The sequence below is a fragment of the Longibaculum muris genome (genome assembly GCF_004343035.1).
GTDB lineage: Bacteria > Bacillota_I > Bacilli_A > Erysipelotrichales > Coprobacillaceae > Longibaculum > Longibaculum muris.
In genome coordinates this window covers 1-18673 of record NZ_SMCQ01000039.1, presented here as the reverse complement: position 1 = coordinate 18673, position 18673 = coordinate 1, and the positions used below count along the sequence as shown (strand labels likewise).

Sequence of the window (18673 nt, the reverse complement as noted above, 5' to 3'; positions counted from 1 at the left end):
AATATTAGCTACATAAAAAAATGAAGTTGTCTTATCGACAACTTCAATAATAATTTTAATTATTTCACCTGTCTACTTGACAGGGGCGGTTCAAATGTTATAGTTTTTTTATTGAATCTTATCAAATGCTTGTTGCAAATCAGCAATTAAATCTTCAATATTTTCCAATCCAACAGAAATACGAATTGTACCTTGTTGAACTCCACCAGCAAGTCTTTCTTCTTCACTCATTTGAGCATGTGTTGTTGAAGCTGGATGTGTCAATAAACTTCTTGAATCCGCAAAATTTGTGACGTGAGTAAATAATTGAATATGATTAATAACTGTCTTACCACCTTCAAGTCCACCTTTTACCCCAAAAGTAAACAATCCGCCAAAGCCTTTAGGAAAATACTTTTGACATAGTTCATGTGATTCATGACCTTCAAGTTCTGCATAACTTACCCATTCAACCGCTTCATTCTCATTTAAGAATTGTGCAATTTTTCTTGAATTTTCAACATGTTTATCCATACGTAATGATAAAGTTTCTAATCCAAGTAAAGTTAAATAAGCATTAAATGGTGACATACATCCACCTAAATCTCTAAGTGTTTTAGCAACAGCCTTTGTACAAAAAGCAGCTTCATTTAAATCAGCATAAACAATATCATGATAAGCTTTATCAGGATTTGTAAACAATGGATATCTTTCATTATGCCAATCAAATTGACCACTATCAACAATAATACCACCCATAACATTACCATGACCAGCAATATATTTTGTTGTTGAATACACAACTAAATCAGCACCATGTTCGATTGGTCTAAATAAATATGATGTTGGTGTTGTATTATCAACAACAAATAAAATACCATATTTCTTACATAATGCACTAATTGCATCGAAATCTAGCATATCGCCATTAGGATTTCCTACTGACTCAACAAAAATGATTTTAGTTTTATCATTAATCAAAGCTTCCATTGCCTTTAAATCTCTAGGATTAACAAAATGTGAAACAAATCCCATTCCTGCCATTGTTCCTGATAGTGAACCAATCGTTCCACCATATAAATTATTAGCTGCAATAATTTCATCACCAGTTTCACACACTGTCATAATCAATCCCATAATTGCTGCTGTTCCTGAAGCAAAAGCAACTGCTCCTACTCCACCATCTAAGGCTGCCATTCTTTGTTGAAGGGCATCAACAGTTGGATTTGATAAACGTGAATAGAAATATCCACCTTCTTCTAAGGCAAATATATTTTTAGCTTGATCAGCATCATCAAAAGTAAAGGCATTTGATAAATAAATTGGAATACCTGTGGCTTTTGTGACTGGATCTGGTTTTTGTCCTGCATGAATTTGTAATGTTTCAAAACGATAATTTTTACTCATTTTATAAATTCCCCCTTAATGTAAATTATTGTATCATATTGAACTATTAAAAAAAAGAGCAAAGGCTCTTTTCTAATAATAATGATTACAAATATTAACCATATCTTCTATATATATTCTTCCACCCGAAACAACATCATCATCTAAACAATGTTTTGTCTTTAAACTCTTTTTACATGAATAAGTTTCTCTCATTAAAGGTAAATCTTGTTTTTGACAAAGCTCAATAATCTTATCCATTTGTTTATTCTTAAAACAAAACAAATTAAACAAAGCTAAATTATGAACATGCTGACGAGACAGACGACAGATAAACTCCTCTAATTCTTTATCTTTTACACAAGGATATTCTTCAAAACCTAAAACTAATAAATCAATATCCTCATCAAAATTAAACTCAGTGGTTGGTCTTGCGTATGTTCGCGCATATCTGGCAATGTCTTCAGCGAGTAATTTAGCATCTTTACAATGTGTTGTATATACGACTTGAACTTTCATATAACCACCCTTTCTTCTTCATTATAATCATATAATATGAACTGAAAATAAACATTTGTCCTTAACCAAACAAAATTAAAAACATACTCTATTGTTGAAGGAGGTTATTATGAATATTTATCAAGACAATCAATCATGTTTTCAACCATTTTTTATGCCAGAAAGTCACTGTGATACAAATCCAAAATTATTTGATGCTCAAGAGGCCATTATGTTAGGAAATCTTTTTAAAGAATTATATATGTCTTATCGTGGCTTTTCTAATTACTGTTTGCAACCTCAAAATAAAAGACAACAAGCTTTATTAGAAGTGCAAACATATGAATTTGTGGCACATGAAATCAATCTTTATTTGGATATTCATCCAAAAAATCAAAGAATGGTACAACTTTATAGAGAATATGCTGATAAAGCCAAAGCAGCCAAAAAAGATTTTGAAAAAGAATTTGGACCTTTATTAGTATCAGATAGTGAAAACAAAGTCCCATTTCAATGGGTACAAGGTCCTTGGCCTTGGGAATATCAATGTTAAAAGGAGGAATTATATAAATGTGGCTTTATAGCAAAAAATTGCAATACCCTATTTCAATTAAAAACAAAGATTTAAGTATGGCTAAATATATTATCACTCAATTCGGAGGTCCTAATGGTGAATTGGCAGCATCTATGCGTTATATTTCACAACGTTATACTATGCCTGACGAAAAAGGAAAAGCCTTATTGACAGACATTGGAACTGAAGAACTTGGTCATATGGAAATGGTTTCAACAATGGTGTACCAATTAACACAAGGTGCTTCTATTGAAGAAATCAAAGCAGCTGGATTACAAAGTTATTATACTGAACATGGCTGCTCATTGTTCCCAGTTGACTCAAATGGTGTTCCATTTACAGCTGCTTATTTTGCAGCAACAGGTGATCCAGTCGCTGATATCGCAGAAGATATGGCGGCCGAACAAAAAGCCAGGGCTGTTTATGAAAATCTTATGAATCAAACACAAGACCCTGATTTACTTGCACCACTTTCTTTTTTAAGACAACGTGAAATCATTCACTATGAAAGATTTAGAGAGCTTTACGAAGAATATGTCAAAAAATATTATCAGCCAGATATTAAACAAAATTGCTAAAACCCAGGATTTTTCCTAGGTTTTATTTTGCAACTTCGTAGGCAATGAACAAACCTAAAACAGCAATAATAATCGTAAACAAATCACCAAAAAATAAGCTTTTAACACTAATAACTATAAGATTAATAATTCCAAGACCTCCAATACCAATTCCCATTTCATAAATTGGTAAGTACATCATTGTCATTTCACCAACAACAAAACAAACAAACGTTAAAACAACACTCACAATAGCCACTTGATTGGAATGAACATTCGCAATTTTAGTAACTGCCATAGCAACAACATATCCACATATCAAATAAAATAATGATGATGTTATATGTAAAGCTGTAATCACTACTCCTAAAATAATACCACAAGCAATTGCTGCTAATAATCCACCCACAATTGTTTTAACCCATTGACTAGAATCTAAAAATTGATCATTATTTGAACGAAAATATTTCTTCGCTTCTTGTCTTTCTTGATATGCTTTAAATTTTTCTTGAAACGACATTAATCTTCCCTCGCAATCTTTTGAATATAGGCTAATACTTGATCATGCAGATCTTCTCGATCAATTGCAAAATCAATTGTTGCTTTGATAAAACCAAATTTATCTCCAACATCATAACGAACTCCTTCAAAATCATATGCATAAACTGCCTGACGATCCATCAAACGTTTAATCGCATCCGTTAACTGAATTTCACCACCAGCACCTGTTTCTTGAGTTTTTAACAAATCAAAAATCTCAGGAGTCAAAACATAACGACCTAAAACAGCCATTTGACTTGGTGCTTTATCAACCGCTGGCTTTTCCACCATACTTGATAATTTAACCAAACGACCTTTAGGTGAGTGCATAACATCAGGTTCAACAATTCCATATTTGTTAACATCTTTTTTATCCACTGTTTGTACCCCAACAACAGATGATTGTGTCTGTTGATAAGCATCAATCAATTGTTGTAATGCTGGTTTTGAATTTTTATTTACAACAATATCATCACCTAACAAAACTGCAAATGGTTCATCACCAATAAATGTTTCAGCACATAAAATAGCATGTCCTAATCCTTTTGGCTCTTTCTGACGAATATAATAAATATTAGCTAAATTTGCAATATCTCTAATCATTTTAACTTGAGCATCTTTCCCTGATGCCTTTAATCTTTCTTCTAATTCATAATTCACATCAAAATGATTCTCCATAGCATGTTTATTACTATTTGTAATAACTAATACTTCTTCAATTCCACTTGCTACAGCTTCTTCAATAATATATTGAATTGTTGGAGTATCAACAATTGGAAGCATTTCTTTAGCAAGTGCTTTGGTTGCTGGTAAAAATCTCGTTCCTAGTCCAGCCGCAGGAATAACTGCTTTTCTTACTTTTTGATTCTTCATATTCTTCTCCTTTAATTCACTAAATCACGATAAGGATCTTTCTTTTTAGGTTTGATATTTAAAATAACATATGTTGATACAAAGCCACCAATCAATCCAGAAAGATGTCCAGACATTGAGATAGAAGGAACAACAAATGAAATCACTAACATCAAAATAACATTAGGAGCTAATTGTTTAAAAACATCCATAAAAACTTGACGATATTTTAAAGCCAAAGCTCCTAAAGCACCAATCAACCCAAAAATAACACCACTGATTCCACCACTTACACTATAAGCTCCAAAACCATTCAATAAAAATAATAAAAATGGTAAAGTGGTTGTTGCTAGAGCACTTATCAATAAAACAATGACATATTTTTTAGTCTTTAAAGAAGCTTCAATAAACATCCCTAAACCATATAAAGAATAACAGTTCACGGCAATATGCAACAAACCAAAATGAATAAAATTAGCTGTGAACAAGCGATAAATCTCATGCTTATAATAAACATATAAAGGATTATAAGCTCCCATTACTAAACCTTCTTGGGTATTCATTTCTTCTCCAAACAAAACAAAAGATATGACATAAACAACAACACAAATCCCAATCAATGAAATTGTGATGGGAAATTTTTTAAATTTTCTTTTCAATTCATTTAACATATTATTCATCCAAGAACTCATAGATAGACATCTGATCTACAAGCACTTCTACTTCCTCCTCTACAACTTCATTTTTTTCAATAATTTGTTCAATCGTTAATAATGACAAAATATCTTCATAAGTTAACTTAATAGCTCCCATTTCTAACAAACGTATATTTCCACCATAATGATCATCATCTAAAACAAGTTGTTTTGTCCAATGATAATGAAAATTTTGAATAGTTGTAAACCATACACTTCCACTATTAATATGTGTCGCTGTAATAATTTGATTATCACATAATCCACATACATAAATATTTCTATCCAAGGCATTTGTAACATTAAAATAAGCAAAAGGATCAACTGCACTCATTAAAACCATCCGACCATCCTTGATATATTTAGAATAAGTTTTCTTTTTATCAAACATATGATCACTCACAACACAAACTGCCTTACCACCCAAATTCATAAAAGTCTTTAATGCATAAGCATCTGTTCCTTTTGTCCCATTGGATACTAAAACTTTTTCTTCATCATAGATCTTTGTTACAACATTTTTAGTAAAAGAATTTAAGCGTCTTTCTAAATCCTGTGGTCCCACTACTGAAATCATTGGAGACGAAGTTATTGACAAATCACCAACATAATAAAAATATAAAGGTGCACGTTTTTTTAATGAAGTCATTAAGACTTTAGGATAGTTATCTTCATATTTTGTAGTAATGAAGATACCTTCATTTTCTAAATTTGCTAAAGCAAACATTAAATCATTTAATGTTGATAATCTTGCAATCATTTTATATGCTATATATTCATCAATCCCTAAAATTTGGATAAGTGTATCTTTATTCATACCAAATAATTTAGAAGGTGTTTTTCTTGATGAACTTTTTAATTTTCTTTCTACATCATTCCATTCTTCCAATGAAAGTGGTGCTGTATTATCAACAATTAAATCACCACAAAATAAAAGAACAGCAATACTATCTAAATTCAATTGAATTCTCATTATACCACCCACACTTTTTTCCCTATTATAGCATAGTTCATCTTATCAGTCGATACAAGAAAAAGTAAAACCTTATTTTTCATCAGTCTATATAATATTCTTCCATCGTATCTAAACACAAACACCCTAATTTTCCACCCTGAAAAGATGCTCCACAATCAATAAAGATTTGTTGATGATAATGATAAATCTTTGCCTCACCACAAATTAATGGTGTAGGTGTGTGTCCACAAACAACAAATGTTTCTAAATTATCAAAAAGTCTTTTTTCAAGTTTAGGCCTTTGCCAAACAAGTTCATCAATTGTATAATCTGATAATTCTTTAAGTGGATTAAAATTTCCTAACCCAGCATGAACTAAGATATATTTTTGTTGCTTTACATAAACAACTTCATAAAGCGGAAAATTCAAAACATACTCAAATACAGCATCTTGTTCATCACGACTTAGCAATGTTAACTCTCGAATAGTTGGATAAGCACCATTTGCCATCCAATCAGCCAAATCTTGTACTTGTTCATCTTTAAGCTTATTCATATTTTCTTGAGTAATGCCATTTTTTAACCAACCAAAACAACAGGATGCCATATATTCATGATTTCCTGAGATTGGACAGACATTTTCTCGATTCATCATATCCAACAATATACGAATACCCTGATTGCCTCGATCAATCACATCACCAAGCACAAAAAGTGTATCTTCATCACGTAATTGTATTTTATCAAGCATCGCTTTGTATTTTTCATATTCACCATGTAAATCACTCATAACATAAATCATATTTATCATCTCACTTATTGTTATTATTCAAAACGAAAATCATTCATTATTCCATACGATTATTTAATAATTTATTTTTCACAAATAATCATCCCCTAATCAATTGAAGACAATTCAACCATTAAATAATAAAGTTTACTTATTACTTCACTAGCTTCATTTATTGATATCCTTATAAGATAACTAATATAATTATATCATAATGAAAAAAGAAAAAAAGAGATACACGATAAGCATATCTCTCTATAAACTCTATTCAATACCTAATTTTTCTTTAACAGCAGCTTGAGCAGCAGCTAAACGAGCTAAAGGTACACGGTATGGAGAACATGAAACATAAGTTAATCCTAACTTATGGCAGAATTCAACTGAGCTAGCTTCTCCACCATGTTCACCACAGATACCTAATTTGATATCTGGACGAGTTTGACGACCTTTTTCCACTGCAATTTTCATTAATTGTCCAACACCTTCTTGGTCAACTTTTGCAAATGGATCAGATTCGAAAATTTGTTTAGAATAGTAATCACCTAAGAATTTAGCAGCATCATCACGGCTGAATCCATAAGTCATTTGAGTTAAGTCATTTGTACCAAAGCTAAAGAATTCAGCTTCTTCAGCAATCTTATCAGCTGTTAATGCAGCTCTTGGAATTTCAATCATAGTACCAACTTTGTATGGTAATTCAACTCCAGCTTCAGCAATAATTCTATCAGCTGTTTCTGTAACAACTTTCTTAACATATTTTAATTCTTTAACATCTCCAACAAGTGGAATCATGATTTCAGGAACAACATTTTGTCCTTCTTTATTAGCAGCGATAGCTGCTTCAATAACAGCTCTTGTTTGCATTTCAGCAATTTCAGGATAAGTCACAGCAAGACGGCATCCTCTGTGTCCCATCATTGGGTTGAATTCTTTTAATGATTCAACACGTGCTTTTAATGCATCAAAAGTCATACCTAAGCTTTCAGCTAAAGGTCTAATTTCTTCATCAGTATGAGGTAAGAATTCATGTAAAGGTGGATCTAAGAAACGAATTGTTACTGGATAGATTTCCATAGCTTTAAATAATTCTCTGAAGTCAGATCTTTGATATGGTAAGATTTTTTCTAAAGCTTCACGTCTTGTTGCTTCATCTTCAGCAGTAATCATACGTCTGAAGTTGAAAATTCTTTCTTCTTCAAAGAACATATGTTCAGTTCTACATAATCCAATACCTTCAGCACCAAATTTACGAGCTTGTAATGCATCTCTAGGAGTATCAGCATTAGTACGAACTTGTAAAGTACGTGCTTCATCAGCCCATTCCATGAATGTTTCGAAGTCACCACTAATTTCTGGTTCAACAGTTTTGATTTGTTCACCATAAACATTACCAGTGCTTCCATCTAATGACATATAATCACCTTCATGATATTGTTTACCATCAGGTGTTGTTAAGATTTTTGCTTCTTCATCAATCTTTAATGAACCACATCCACATACACAGCAAGTTCCCATACCTCTAGCAACAACTGCAGCATGTGATGTCATACCACCACGAATTGTTAAGATACCATGAGCAATATTCATACCTTCGATATCTTCTGGAGAAGTTTCAAGACGAACTAATAAGATATCTTGAACTCCATTGTTTTTAGCTTCAATAACATCTTCAGCAGTGAAATAAATACGTCCAGTTGCAGCTCCAGGTGATGCAGCTAATCCAGTAGCAACAACATGAGCACAACGTAAAGCAGTATCATCAAAGTTAGGATGTAATAATTGATCTAATTGTTTAGGTTCAACTTTTAATAAAGCTTCTTCCTTAGAAATCATTCCTTCGTTAACTAAGTCAACAGCAATCTTTAATGCAGCTGCTGCAGTTCTCTTACCATTACGAGTTTGTAACATGAATAATTTACCATCTTCAATAGTAAATTCCATATCTTGCATATCTTTGTAATGTTCTTCAAGAATCTTATTGATTTTAACAAATTGATCATAACATTCAGGCATAACTTCTTTTAATGTATCAATTGTTTGAGGTGTACGAATACCAGCAACAACGTCTTCACCTTGAGCATTCATTAAGTATTCACCATATAATTTCTTTTCACCAGTTGCAGGGTTTCTTGTGAAAGCAACACCTGTACCAGAAGTATCTCCACGGTTACCATATACCATTTCTTGTACGTTAACAGCAGTTCCCCAGCTACCAGGAATGTCATTTAAACGTCTATAAGTAATAGCACGGTCATTGTTCCAAGATCTAAATACAGCTTTAATAGCTTCCATCATTTGAACTTTAGGATCTTGTGGGAAATCTTCTCCAGCATGTTTTTTGTATTCACCTTTATAGATTTCAACAACTTCCATTAAATCTTCAGCAGTTAATTCAGTGTCATATTCAACACCTTTTTCTTCTTTAACTTTGTCAAACATTCTTTCAAATGAACTTTTTGGGAATCCCATAACAACATCTGCGAACATTTGAATAAAACGACGATAACTATCGTATACAAAACGAGGGTTATGAGTTACTTCAGTAAATCCTTTAGCAACTTCATCATTCATCCCTAAGTTTAAGACTGTATCCATCATACCAGGCATTGATGCTCTTGCTCCAGAACGTACAGAAACTAATAATGGATTATGAGCGTCCCCCATCTTTTTACCTGTAATTTTTTCAAGCTCTGCAAGTTTTTCACTAACTTGATCTTCAATTTCTTTAGAAATCATTTTTCCGTCTTCATAGTATTTAGTGCAGGCTTCAGTAGTGACAGTGAACCCTTGAGGTACTGGTAAACCAATGTTAGTCATTTCAGCTAAGTTGGCACCTTTACCACCTAAAAGGTTACGCATGTCTTTATTACCTTCGCTAAATAGGTAGACATATTTTTTCATATAAGTTCCTCCTTCATTACTACTTTACTTATTATACACTATGTGAGTGCTTACATTCAACCTTAAATTGCCTTAAATTGTGAAAAAAAAGACAATTTCCTTTTTGAAATTGTCCTTAAAATTCAAATTTTGTTCATCATGTCAAGTTTTTTCGTATATTTAGAAAAAATAATTATTTTTCACTTGCAAACTCTAAACGTACCTTACGACGATTAATTTTTTGATTATGACATCCTTTAACCGCTTTTTGGCTCACTTGTGTCTTAATATCAACAAAAGTAAATTTACGCTTAATTGTCACATCCCCAATATCACTTTTCTTAATCTTTCCAAATTTCACAAAGAAATCAATAATATCTTTAACACTAATCTTATCCATTGATCCAGCAGTCATAAAAATACGATCATATGCACGATTAGACATATCTTCTTTATAATCAAAACCAACTCTTTGTTGATAACACATTGAAAGTAAAGTTGCTAAAACTTCATTTTTCATGTTGCTAGGAATATCTTTAACGATATCTTCAAACATTTCTAAATTTCCTTTTAACATTTCTTCTTGTACATCAAATAACAATTCTTTAATCTTTTGATCAAAAATATCTTGATTTGATGGAATTGGCATTGCTTCAATATGACTATTAGTTCTTTTTTGAATTGACATCAAGAAATTCTTTTCACGATTTGTAACAATCGAATAAGCTTCTCCTTTTTTATTTGCACGTCCAGTTCTTCCAATACGGTGAATATATAATTCTTCATCTTGAGGCATTTCATAATTAATAACATGTGAAATATTATCAACATCAATTCCTCTTGCTGCCACATCCGTAGCAACTAAATATTGAACTTGTCCACTCTTAAATCTTTTCAATGTATTCATACGTTGATTTTGTGATAAATCACCATGCATTGCTTCTACATTATAATGTTTTTGTTGCATCGCAGCTACAATTTCATCAACACTTCTTTTAGTTTTACAGAAAATAATTGTATTTTCCATTTCACGTGAATCTAAGATACGGCATAATGCTTCAAATTTTTGATTAGCTGCTGCTTCAAAGTAATATTGCGAAACAGTTGATGCAGTCTTTGTCTTAGATTTTATTTGAATATGCATATAATCTTCTTGCATATAGTTACTCGCAATTTTTTTGATATCTGAAGGCATTGTTGCGGAAAAGAGAATTGTTCTTTTCTCAGCTGGTGTTGCCTGTAAAATATTTTCAATATCTTCAATAAATCCCATATTCAACATTTCATCAGCTTCATCTAAAACCATCCATTGAATATGATCAATCTTCAATACCTTACGACGCATTAAATCTTGAACACGACCAGGTGTTCCAACAACAATATCCGCTCCACGTTTTAAATTTTTACTTTGCTTATCAATTTCACTTCCACCAAAAACACTTACAATTGATAAATCAGTATATTTTCCAATACGTTTTAATTCTTCATGAATTTGTAAAGCCAATTCTCTTGTTGGGGATAAAATCAATGCTTGAACCTGTTTATTATTCTTTTCAATTGTTGATAATAAAACACTTCCAAATGCTAATGTTTTTCCCGTTCCAGTTTGAGCTTGTCCAATAATATCTTTACCTTCTAATAAAACAGGAATTGATTTTTCTTGAATTGGTGAAGGTGATACATACCCCATCATTTCAATTCCTTTTAATACGTCTTTCGATAAACCTAAATCTTTAAATGTTATTTTGTCCATATAGTCCTCTTTCTTTTTTATAATCTACTCTTTGCATGTCGATATTTGTGATACATACATCCACCTACACAGAGTTATAGACTATAACTAATTAAGGCGAACGTCTCACATATATTTTTAACACATTTTGCATTTTAAAACTTCATATTGAGAAAAATCCATAAAGAAAACCAGGAAGTTTCTCCTGGTTTTTTCAGTCGTTTTTCTTCTATGTGATAATAGCATACTCTTTTTAAAAACACAAGGTTTATTTTAACTATTAATGATTAATGATATAAGGACGAACTTGCGACAAGAAATAAAGTGAACCTGTGATAAAAACAACCCCATCATGGCTAAAAGCATCATCAATCGCCTTATGCCAATCTTTTTCAATCTTTACTGGGAAATCTTCAGCTAATTTGATAGCACTTTGAGCGCGATAGAAATCAAATTCACAAACTGTGACATCATCACTTAATTTTAATAATAACTCTAACATTGCATGTGTATCTTTATCTCTTAAAGCACTGAATATAATTTTGATATTGTGATATTTCTTAGCCGATTCATAAAAAGCCATCATACCCTCTTTATTGTGAGCTCCATCAATAATCATCAAAGGTTTTTGACAAACTGTTTCAAAGCGTCCTTGCCAAATTGCTTCCTTTAAACCTAACAACAAGTCATCTTCTTTTAATTCAATATAACCATTTTCTTTTAAATACAACAAGATTTCAATTGCTAAAGCACTATTTTCACTTTGATATTTAGCTGCAGTATTTAATTCAATATGATATTGACGATAATCATAAGTCACTTTTCCTTGATCATCACAAACATTATGTAAAGGTTGAACAAATAATAGTGGACTATGATGTTGTTGACAGATCTCTTGAAAAACTTCAATACACTCTTGCTTTTTTTCACCAGTCACAAAAGGAACATAATCTTTAATGATGCCACCTTTTGTCCGAGCAATCTGTTCATATGTATTTCCTAAATATTCTGTATGATCTAAACCGATATTTGTATTTGCCGCAATAATTGGTGAAACAATATTCGTTGCATCTAATTCACCACCTAGACCAACTTCAAAAACTGCAAAATCAACACGATGCTTAATAAAAAACATAATAGCAATAAAAACTTCTATTTCAAACATTGAAAGCTCATAAGCCAACCATTCAGACATATAACGATTTGCATAACGAATAATTTCATCTTCACGGATATGTTCATTATTAATCCGCATAACTTCTAATCGCGTAACTAATACTGGTGAAGTAAAGGTTGCCACCTTATAGCCTTCTCTTTGCAAGACTGAACGGACATAATTTGCTGTTGAGCCTTTCCCATTTGTTCCACCAATATGAATTGTTTTTAATAGCTTCTGTGGATCACCCATATCTTTCATAAAACGTTTAAAATTATCTAATGCATAAACACGATCTTTTTGACTAGCTATAAAATCATGGACTTCATCATATGTATGAAACTTTTTCTCATCATGACTTTTATAGCCCATTGCTACAGTTTTTAATCCATTAACAATTTGTTCTGGTCCCTCTATAACAAAACCATTTTGTTGAAAAAAGGCAACTGCTTGAACATTTGCTTGAACATGAATAGTTCCATACATTAATTTCTTAGCTTGATTCATCAGTGTTGTTCCAATGGATTGTCTTTGATATTTTTCATCTACAAATAGAATTTGAATATCTTCTAGATTCTTTATTCCAATAACCCCTACCATTTGTTCATTGATGAAAGCCCCTATCATTATTAAAATTCCAGCTTTCATTAAAGCTAAAATATTTTCATCATTTAATGCTTGTTGACTTTCTTTTAAACAATCAACGGCTATATATTTATCAAACATTTTCATTATTAAACAATTTGCTTCATGAACTTCATGTCCTCTTAAAATTCTAACTTCCATATGTACTCCTTCATCAAGAATCAAACCAATTATTATTGACCTTGTTTTATTTTCATATCATAGCACAATCCCTATTCAACATCAATATTAATGCTATACATCAAAACAAAACAAAAAACAGCCGAAGCTGTTTTCTAAATTTTTTCAAAGCGATCAACATCAACAACAAAAACTGTTGCTCCACCAACTAAAACATCAACCATGATTGGTGTAAAGAATTCACCCATTTCAGTAGGTGGTACAGTTGGTTCTTTTTCCACTCGCTTTCTTGCATGTGCTTTAATGATTTCTAAAGCTGGATTAACTTTGTCATCATTGGTACCAATAAAGAAAGTTGTATTTCCTTTCTTTAAAAATCCCCCTGATGTTGCTAGTTTTGTAACAAAGAATCCACCTTCAGTTAAAGCAGATTGTACAGTGGAACTATCATCATTATTAACAATTGCAATTATAAGTTTCATTACATAACCCCCTTCTTTAATTATATATTAACACTTTTTTTTAACAATTACATCCTTTTTTAATCATCTTGTATCATTTCTCCATGTTGCTTAGGTAAAAAACGATCTTCATAAACACGTAAAGCATAGCTATCTGTCATACCAGATAAATAATCACTTACAATCATCTCTGGTGGCGTTTCTTTATATGTTTCAATCATTTTAAAGACATGTCTATCAATGCCATGATCTTCATCTTTATCATCTAATAAATCTTCATAAAAGGCATTATATAATTCCTTAACAAGTCGTGTCAATTTTTCATTTTCTTTAACTAATGTTGGATGGTGATGAATATGTGTAGAAATAAAATCAAAAAGCACTTCTAAAGCCGCATATACCTCTGGAGAAAACTCTAAATAAGGTTTGCGATAACTATGAATCACAATATCCCCAATCAAACGATTAATCATCGACTTATTGTCTTTGCCTAAAACTCTAACCACTTCTTCTGGTAAGTCATCTTCATTAATAATTCCAACCTTAATAGCATCTTCTATATCTTTACCCACATAAGAAATAACATCAGAAATACGAACGACACAACCTTCTAATGTCATTGGTAAGATTCTTTTTGAATAATCTTTTTCATGCCAGCATTTTTCATACTCTTGCCAAAATTGCTGAATAGTCTTTTGACGATCAGGTTTATATATTCTTGATAAGATTTCCCCATTATGACACAAAATACCATCTAAAACTTGTAAAGAAACGTTATATCCAACTCCATTTCTTTCAATAAATAAAAGATTTCTAACACTATTTGCATTATGAGTAAAATATCCAAAATGTCTTTCTTCCAAACAATCATTAATGGCCTTTTCACCAACATGACCATAAGGAGCATGTCCTAAATCATGACCTAAAGCAATGGCTTCTATCAAATCCAAATTTAAATTCAAGCCACGTCCAATTTGTCTAGCAATACGGGAAACCCACTGAACATGAAGTGAACGTTTGGTAATATGAATATTACTAAAAAATGATAGCGCTTGGGTCTTATCGACATAACGTGAATAGCTTTTTGAATAAAGAACACGATCAATGTCTTTTTCAAAAGGCCAACGGATATCAAATTCAGTTGATGGTTTTAATGTATGTTTAACTTTAATACATTCACTATTTTTCGTTGCATAGGGCGATAAGCGTTCGTCCATGAGTTTGGTTTCAATTAATGATGAATGTATAATTTTATCTTCTTTTTTCAAAAAAATCACATCCTTTGCTTTTTTTACATTATTTATAGTATAATGCTTTGGGTGATAATATGCAAAACAATATGCAACATAAATTAATAACTTGGTACCAGGAAAATCATCGTCATTTTCCTTGGCGTGAAAATGAAAATCCTTATAACATATGGATTAGTGAAATTATGCTTCAACAAACAACAACTGAAGCAGTGATTCCTTATTTTAAACGTTTTATGGAAACCTTTGATACAATTGATAAATTAGCTAATGCCTCTTTAGAAGAAGTCTATAAACTATGGGAAGGCTTAGGCTACTATCGCCGAGCTAAACATATTCATGAAACAGCTCAAATCATTGTCGAGAAATATCATGGAGAGTTTCCAAACACATATGAAGATATTCTTGCTTTAAAGGGTATTGGTCCTTATACAGCTGGGGCTATTTGTTCCATTGCTTACCATCAATCCACACCAGCGATTGATGGTAATGTCTTACGCATTATCTCAAGAGTCTATCTACTTAAAGATAATATTGCTTTAAATAAGACACAAAAAAAGATTACTGATATTGTCAAGGAACTTTTGATTGGTTATGATAGTTCAGCTTTTAATCAAGGTTTAATGGATTTAGGTGCAACAATTTGTCGTCCTATCAATCCACAGTGTGATATTTGTCCCATTCAATCACATTGTCTTGCTTATGCTAAAAATCAACAAAAAGTCTTACCTATCAATATAAAAAATATTAAACATCAAGAAATTCATTATACAACTGGAATCATTACATATCAAAATCAGATTCTCTTGATTCAAAATCCAGCAGGATTATTAGAAAATCTTTATGGATTTATTCAATATGATATTGAAAGTCCTTATCGTTTTGTTGAGGAATTTGAAAAACAGTTCCATATTCCTTTATCTATTGTGGCTCATATCGATGATCTTAAACATGTCTTTACGCATCGTACTTGGTATATGCATGTCTATCATTTCATCATAAATGTACCTATTGAGCATTTATATACTTTAGATGAGATTGAAAAACTACCATTATCAACTGCTCATCTTAAAGTCTTAAAAGCCTATCTAAAAAGCAGAGAGTTCTAATATTCTCTGCTTTCTTTATAGCTTTCATCTGATTCATAACGTTCAATAATCTTTTGTACAACAGGATGACGAACAACATCCATTGCTGATAAATATACAAAACGAATACCTTGAACATCTTTTAAAATATGCAAAGCACGTTTTAAACCACTCATAATCCCTTTAGGTAAATCGATTTGTGTGACATCACCTGTCACAATCATCTTTGAATTGAAACCTAAACGAGTTAAGAACATTTTCATTTGAGCATCTGTTGTATTTTGAGCTTCATCTAAAATAACATAAGCATCTTCTAGTGTACGGCCACGCATATAAGCAAGTGGAGCAATTTCAATTGTTCCTTTTTCAATTAATCGTTCTGTCTGTTCTTGACCTAACATATCATACAAGGCATCATAAAGAGGTCGTAAATAAGGGTCAACTTTTTCTTTCAAATCTCCAGGTAAGAAACCAAGATTTTCACCAGCTTCAACCGCTGGTCTAGTTAAAATAATTTTTTTAACTTCATTATTTTTTAATGCCTGAACAGCAAAAACCACTGCTAAATAAGTTTTTCCTGTCCCTGCTGGTCCAATTCCAAAGACAACATCATTATGTTTTAAAGCATAATAATATTCCTTTTGCCCTAAAGTTTTAGGATAAATAAGTTTTCCACTCATTGTTCTGGCAATCTTGATTTGATAAAGCTCATCAATAACCTTCAAATGGTTTGTTTCAGCGAGTTTTAGTGTATACATGATATCACGCTTACTAATTGTTTTTCCTTGCTTAACAAGCTTTAATAGCGTCGTAAAGACAGCTTCCATCTTATCTAATGTTTGTTCTTCATCATCTAAAACCAATTCATCTCCACGAACAATAATTTGAGTATGAAAAGCTTCTTCTAACAATTGAATATTCTCATCTTTATTTCCAATAAATCTTTTGACTTCATCAATTGTATAAGTATCTAACTTAATGACTTTCTTCATTTCCTTCTCCTTTAACAGCAATATCTTCTAATAAAGTATAATGCATCTTTAATGTTATTTTACTACGAGTCTTTGTGATTTGTAAAACATTTTCTTTATCTATTATTGCATCACTTGGTAAAGAGGAACGAATTGACAACAACAATTGATAAAAAACCTCTCCTTGATCTTGATTAACATTCTTAACACTTGCTTCAAATTGATTAAAAGTATAAGCATAAACATGTCCCTCAACTGGAATAATCCTTGTTTCATTTTGCGTAGAAACAATTGTATTACTTACTAATAATTCCCCTTTTTTTACATAATCATTCTTTTTCACTTGAATCAAGCCACTATCTACATCAAAATAAGCAATCAACCCATCTTTTTTAGCATATAAATTTCTAAAATCATCTTTTTTAATACTATCCTGTTTTCTTTTGGTATATTCAACATGAAAAACACTCCCTACCTGATAAACATTCATATACTCTATCTTATCTTTATAATTCTTTTTCAAATAGGTTAATATTTCATTTAATCTTTCATAACTTTTTAAAGGTTGAAATAAATCAACCTTTTCTTTTTTTAAATCCTTCATCATTTGCTGATTAACTTGTGGCATCGTACCAATAATCTGTATATCAAAAATATAATACGAACAAACAATAACACTTATAAAAAAACAAAGGACGCCAATAATATTTAAATATTGTTTAGATAAATTTAAAACATATTTTAAAAATCCAACTGTTTTAATATATTCATAAGGCTGATTAAAATCTTTTAATTGATGTCTTTGATATGTAGGAATATAAAAGAAATACATATCATCTTTTTTTCTTAAATGTAAAAGTTTTAGCTTTTTTTGTTTAACATGCCTTAATAAAAGAAAGATATCCTGCTGACTAATCGCATATAAATCATACCCTATATTCATCATATTCAATCACTTTCACATGTCCAGAAAACCGGATTTCATTTTGATCATAATAATAAATAGCTAAGCCTTCACCTCTTACATTTAAACAATACTTAGGCATCTTAATTTTAAAGAAATGATCTTCCATAATGAGTATCTCAATATAATCTTTTATATAAACCTTATCATCATCAATCAAAAGCATAAAACCACCTCATGATAAATATATGAGAAAACAAAAAAAGAAGAACAACGTTCTTCTTATCTTTGCTTACCTTTATTTTTTCTAGCAGCTTCTGATTTCATCTTACGCTTTAAACCAGGCTTAACATAGAATTCTCTTTTACGAGCTTCTTGCAGGGTTCCTGTTCGTGAAACTTGTCTTTTGAAACGACGTAAAGCATCATCTAAAGATTCATTTTCTCTTACTACAGTTTTTGCCATTTTGAACTTCCCCCCTTTACTATTAAGTACATTCGTCATTATACATGGATAATGCAAGAAAATCAAGTTTTTTTATGAAGAAAAATTAAATACTTTCTCAAAAGTGGCGGAAAATCAAGGGCTTAAGCCACTTTGAGAGGAAAAACAGTTGAGTTTTACTACACATTTACTACAA

General features: G+C 31.3%; 19 protein-coding genes. 3 read left to right on the top strand and 16 right to left on the bottom strand.

Annotated features, from left to right (window positions below; translation table 11 throughout):
• Window positions 1–108 precede the first annotated feature (108 nt).
• A complete protein-coding gene (locus tag EDD60_RS15675) occupies window positions 109–1386 on the bottom strand; it encodes an O-acetylhomoserine aminocarboxypropyltransferase/cysteine synthase family protein (protein ID WP_066444043.1) in 1278 nt (425 codons plus the stop codon).
• A gap of 72 nt (window positions 1387–1458) precedes the next feature.
• On the bottom strand, window positions 1459–1884 hold the full coding sequence (locus EDD60_RS15670; RefSeq protein ID WP_066444045.1) for a hypothetical protein: 426 nt from the start codon (window positions 1882–1884) through the stop codon (window positions 1459–1461).
• A gap of 109 nt (window positions 1885–1993) precedes the next feature.
• Here EDD60_RS15670 and EDD60_RS15665 point away from each other — a divergent pair, with 109 nt between their 5' ends.
• Window positions 1994–2416, top strand: a complete 423-nt coding sequence (locus EDD60_RS15665; RefSeq protein WP_066444047.1) for a spore coat protein CotJB — start codon at window positions 1994–1996, stop codon at window positions 2414–2416.
• A gap of 17 nt (window positions 2417–2433) precedes the next feature.
• Window positions 2434–3015, top strand: a complete 582-nt coding sequence (locus EDD60_RS15660; RefSeq protein WP_132226545.1) for a manganese catalase family protein — start codon at window positions 2434–2436, stop codon at window positions 3013–3015.
• A 22-nt stretch (window positions 3016–3037) separates the two neighbouring features.
• On the opposite strand, the gene EDD60_RS15655 is transcribed toward EDD60_RS15660, so the two are convergent.
• The 10 genes from EDD60_RS15655 to EDD60_RS15610 all read right to left on the bottom strand — a co-directional run bounded on the left by EDD60_RS15655 (window position 3038) and on the right by EDD60_RS15610 (window position 15097).
• Window positions 3038–3514 carry a hypothetical protein gene (locus EDD60_RS15655; RefSeq protein WP_066444177.1) on the bottom strand — a complete coding sequence of 159 codons (477 nt, stop codon included), beginning with the start codon at window positions 3512–3514 and terminating at the stop codon, window positions 3038–3040.
• Entirely contained in the window at window positions 3514–4407 is an 894-nt protein-coding gene (galU, locus tag EDD60_RS15650) for a UTP--glucose-1-phosphate uridylyltransferase GalU (protein ID WP_066444181.1), read from the bottom strand. The genes EDD60_RS15655 and galU overlap by 1 nt, the downstream gene beginning before the upstream one ends.
• A gap of 11 nt (window positions 4408–4418) precedes the next feature.
• A complete protein-coding gene (locus EDD60_RS15645; protein WP_243646703.1) occupies window positions 4419–5066 on the bottom strand; it encodes a rhomboid family intramembrane serine protease in 648 nt (215 codons plus the stop codon).
• The gene (locus EDD60_RS15640; RefSeq protein WP_066444184.1) at window positions 5059–6054 is read right to left on the bottom strand and encodes a DNA-processing protein DprA; all 996 of its coding nucleotides are present in this window, start codon (window positions 6052–6054) and stop codon (window positions 5059–5061) included. Before EDD60_RS15640 ends, EDD60_RS15645 begins: the two co-directional genes overlap by 8 nt.
• 82 nt (window positions 6055–6136) lie before the next feature.
• A complete protein-coding gene (locus EDD60_RS15635) occupies window positions 6137–6838 on the bottom strand; it encodes a metallophosphoesterase (RefSeq protein WP_066444186.1) in 702 nt (233 codons plus the stop codon).
• A 252-nt stretch (window positions 6839–7090) separates the two neighbouring features.
• Complete coding sequence (ppdK, locus tag EDD60_RS15630) at window positions 7091–9727, bottom strand: pyruvate, phosphate dikinase (RefSeq protein ID WP_066444187.1); 2637 nt, start codon at window positions 9725–9727, stop codon at window positions 7091–7093.
• A gap of 172 nt (window positions 9728–9899) precedes the next feature.
• Window positions 9900–11459: a DEAD/DEAH box helicase gene (locus EDD60_RS15625; protein ID WP_132226544.1), complete on the bottom strand. Its 1560-nt coding sequence runs from the start codon at window positions 11457–11459 to the stop codon at window positions 9900–9902.
• 259 nt (window positions 11460–11718) lie between these two features.
• Window positions 11719–13380: a GNAT family N-acetyltransferase gene (locus tag EDD60_RS15620; protein ID WP_066444195.1), complete on the bottom strand. Its 1662-nt coding sequence runs from the start codon at window positions 13378–13380 to the stop codon at window positions 11719–11721.
• A 134-nt stretch (window positions 13381–13514) separates the two neighbouring features.
• Window positions 13515–13841, bottom strand: a complete 327-nt coding sequence (locus EDD60_RS15615; protein ID WP_066444198.1) for a cyclic-di-AMP receptor — start codon at window positions 13839–13841, stop codon at window positions 13515–13517.
• Between the two features lie 59 nt (window positions 13842–13900).
• Window positions 13901–15097: a deoxyguanosinetriphosphate triphosphohydrolase family protein gene (locus EDD60_RS15610; RefSeq protein WP_243646702.1), complete on the bottom strand. Its 1197-nt coding sequence runs from the start codon at window positions 15095–15097 to the stop codon at window positions 13901–13903.
• A 50-nt stretch (window positions 15098–15147) separates the two neighbouring features.
• On the opposite strand from EDD60_RS15610, the gene mutY reads away from it, so the two are divergent.
• Entirely contained in the window at window positions 15148–16179 is a 1032-nt protein-coding gene (mutY, locus tag EDD60_RS15605; protein WP_066444200.1) for an A/G-specific adenine glycosylase, read from the top strand.
• On the opposite strand, the gene EDD60_RS15600 is transcribed toward mutY, so the two are convergent.
• The 4 genes from EDD60_RS15600 to rpsU are packed head-to-tail and all read right to left on the bottom strand — an operon-like array spanning window position 16176 to window position 18498.
• The gene (locus EDD60_RS15600; RefSeq protein ID WP_066444202.1) at window positions 16176–17150 is read right to left on the bottom strand and encodes a PhoH family protein; all 975 of its coding nucleotides are present in this window, start codon (window positions 17148–17150) and stop codon (window positions 16176–16178) included. The genes mutY and EDD60_RS15600 overlap by 4 nt on opposite strands.
• The gene (locus EDD60_RS15595) at window positions 17134–18075 is read right to left on the bottom strand and encodes a sporulation protein YqfD (protein ID WP_066444204.1); all 942 of its coding nucleotides are present in this window, start codon (window positions 18073–18075) and stop codon (window positions 17134–17136) included. The genes EDD60_RS15600 and EDD60_RS15595 overlap by 17 nt, the downstream gene beginning before the upstream one ends.
• Complete coding sequence (locus EDD60_RS15590; protein WP_066444208.1) at window positions 18056–18259, bottom strand: YabP/YqfC family sporulation protein; 204 nt, start codon at window positions 18257–18259, stop codon at window positions 18056–18058. Before EDD60_RS15590 ends, EDD60_RS15595 begins: the two co-directional genes overlap by 20 nt.
• A gap of 56 nt (window positions 18260–18315) precedes the next feature.
• The gene (gene rpsU / locus EDD60_RS15585) at window positions 18316–18498 is read right to left on the bottom strand and encodes a 30S ribosomal protein S21 (RefSeq protein ID WP_028043837.1); all 183 of its coding nucleotides are present in this window, start codon (window positions 18496–18498) and stop codon (window positions 18316–18318) included.
• Window positions 18499–18673 lie beyond the last annotated feature (175 nt).

Excerpts from the sequence above, each read along its gene's own strand:
- EDD60_RS15675 (WP_066444043.1), bottom strand. The coding sequence starts at position 1,386 with ATGAGTAAAAATTATCGTTTTGAAACATTACAAATTCATGCAGGACAA.
- EDD60_RS15670 (WP_066444045.1), bottom strand. The coding sequence starts at position 1,884 with ATGAAAGTTCAAGTCGTATATACAACACATTGTAAAGATGCTAAATTA.
- EDD60_RS15665 (WP_066444047.1), top strand. The coding sequence starts at position 1,994 with ATGAATATTTATCAAGACAATCAATCATGTTTTCAACCATTTTTTATG.
- EDD60_RS15660 (WP_132226545.1), top strand. The coding sequence starts at position 2,434 with ATGTGGCTTTATAGCAAAAAATTGCAATACCCTATTTCAATTAAAAAC.
- EDD60_RS15655 (WP_066444177.1), bottom strand. The coding sequence starts at position 3,514 with ATGTCGTTTCAAGAAAAATTTAAAGCATATCAAGAAAGACAAGAAGCG.
- galU (WP_066444181.1), bottom strand. The coding sequence starts at position 4,407 with ATGAAGAATCAAAAAGTAAGAAAAGCAGTTATTCCTGCGGCTGGACTA.
- EDD60_RS15645 (WP_243646703.1), bottom strand. The coding sequence starts at position 5,066 with ATGAATAATATGTTAAATGAATTGAAAAGAAAATTTAAAAAATTTCCC.
- EDD60_RS15640 (WP_066444184.1), bottom strand. The coding sequence starts at position 6,054 with ATGAGAATTCAATTGAATTTAGATAGTATTGCTGTTCTTTTATTTTGT.
- EDD60_RS15635 (WP_066444186.1), bottom strand. The coding sequence starts at position 6,838 with ATGATTTATGTTATGAGTGATTTACATGGTGAATATGAAAAATACAAA.
- ppdK (WP_066444187.1), bottom strand. The coding sequence starts at position 9,727 with ATGAAAAAATATGTCTACCTATTTAGCGAAGGTAATAAAGACATGCGT.
- EDD60_RS15625 (WP_132226544.1), bottom strand. The coding sequence starts at position 11,459 with ATGGACAAAATAACATTTAAAGATTTAGGTTTATCGAAAGACGTATTA.
- EDD60_RS15620 (WP_066444195.1), bottom strand. The coding sequence starts at position 13,380 with ATGGAAGTTAGAATTTTAAGAGGACATGAAGTTCATGAAGCAAATTGT.
- EDD60_RS15615 (WP_066444198.1), bottom strand. The coding sequence starts at position 13,841 with ATGAAACTTATAATTGCAATTGTTAATAATGATGATAGTTCCACTGTA.
- mutY (WP_066444200.1), top strand. The coding sequence starts at position 15,148 with ATGCAAAACAATATGCAACATAAATTAATAACTTGGTACCAGGAAAAT.
- EDD60_RS15600 (WP_066444202.1), bottom strand. The coding sequence starts at position 17,150 with ATGAAGAAAGTCATTAAGTTAGATACTTATACAATTGATGAAGTCAAA.
- EDD60_RS15595 (WP_066444204.1), bottom strand. The coding sequence starts at position 18,075 with ATGATGAATATAGGGTATGATTTATATGCGATTAGTCAGCAGGATATC.
- EDD60_RS15590 (WP_066444208.1), bottom strand. The coding sequence starts at position 18,259 with ATGCTTTTGATTGATGATGATAAGGTTTATATAAAAGATTATATTGAG.
- rpsU (WP_028043837.1), bottom strand. The coding sequence starts at position 18,498 with ATGGCAAAAACTGTAGTAAGAGAAAATGAATCTTTAGATGATGCTTTA.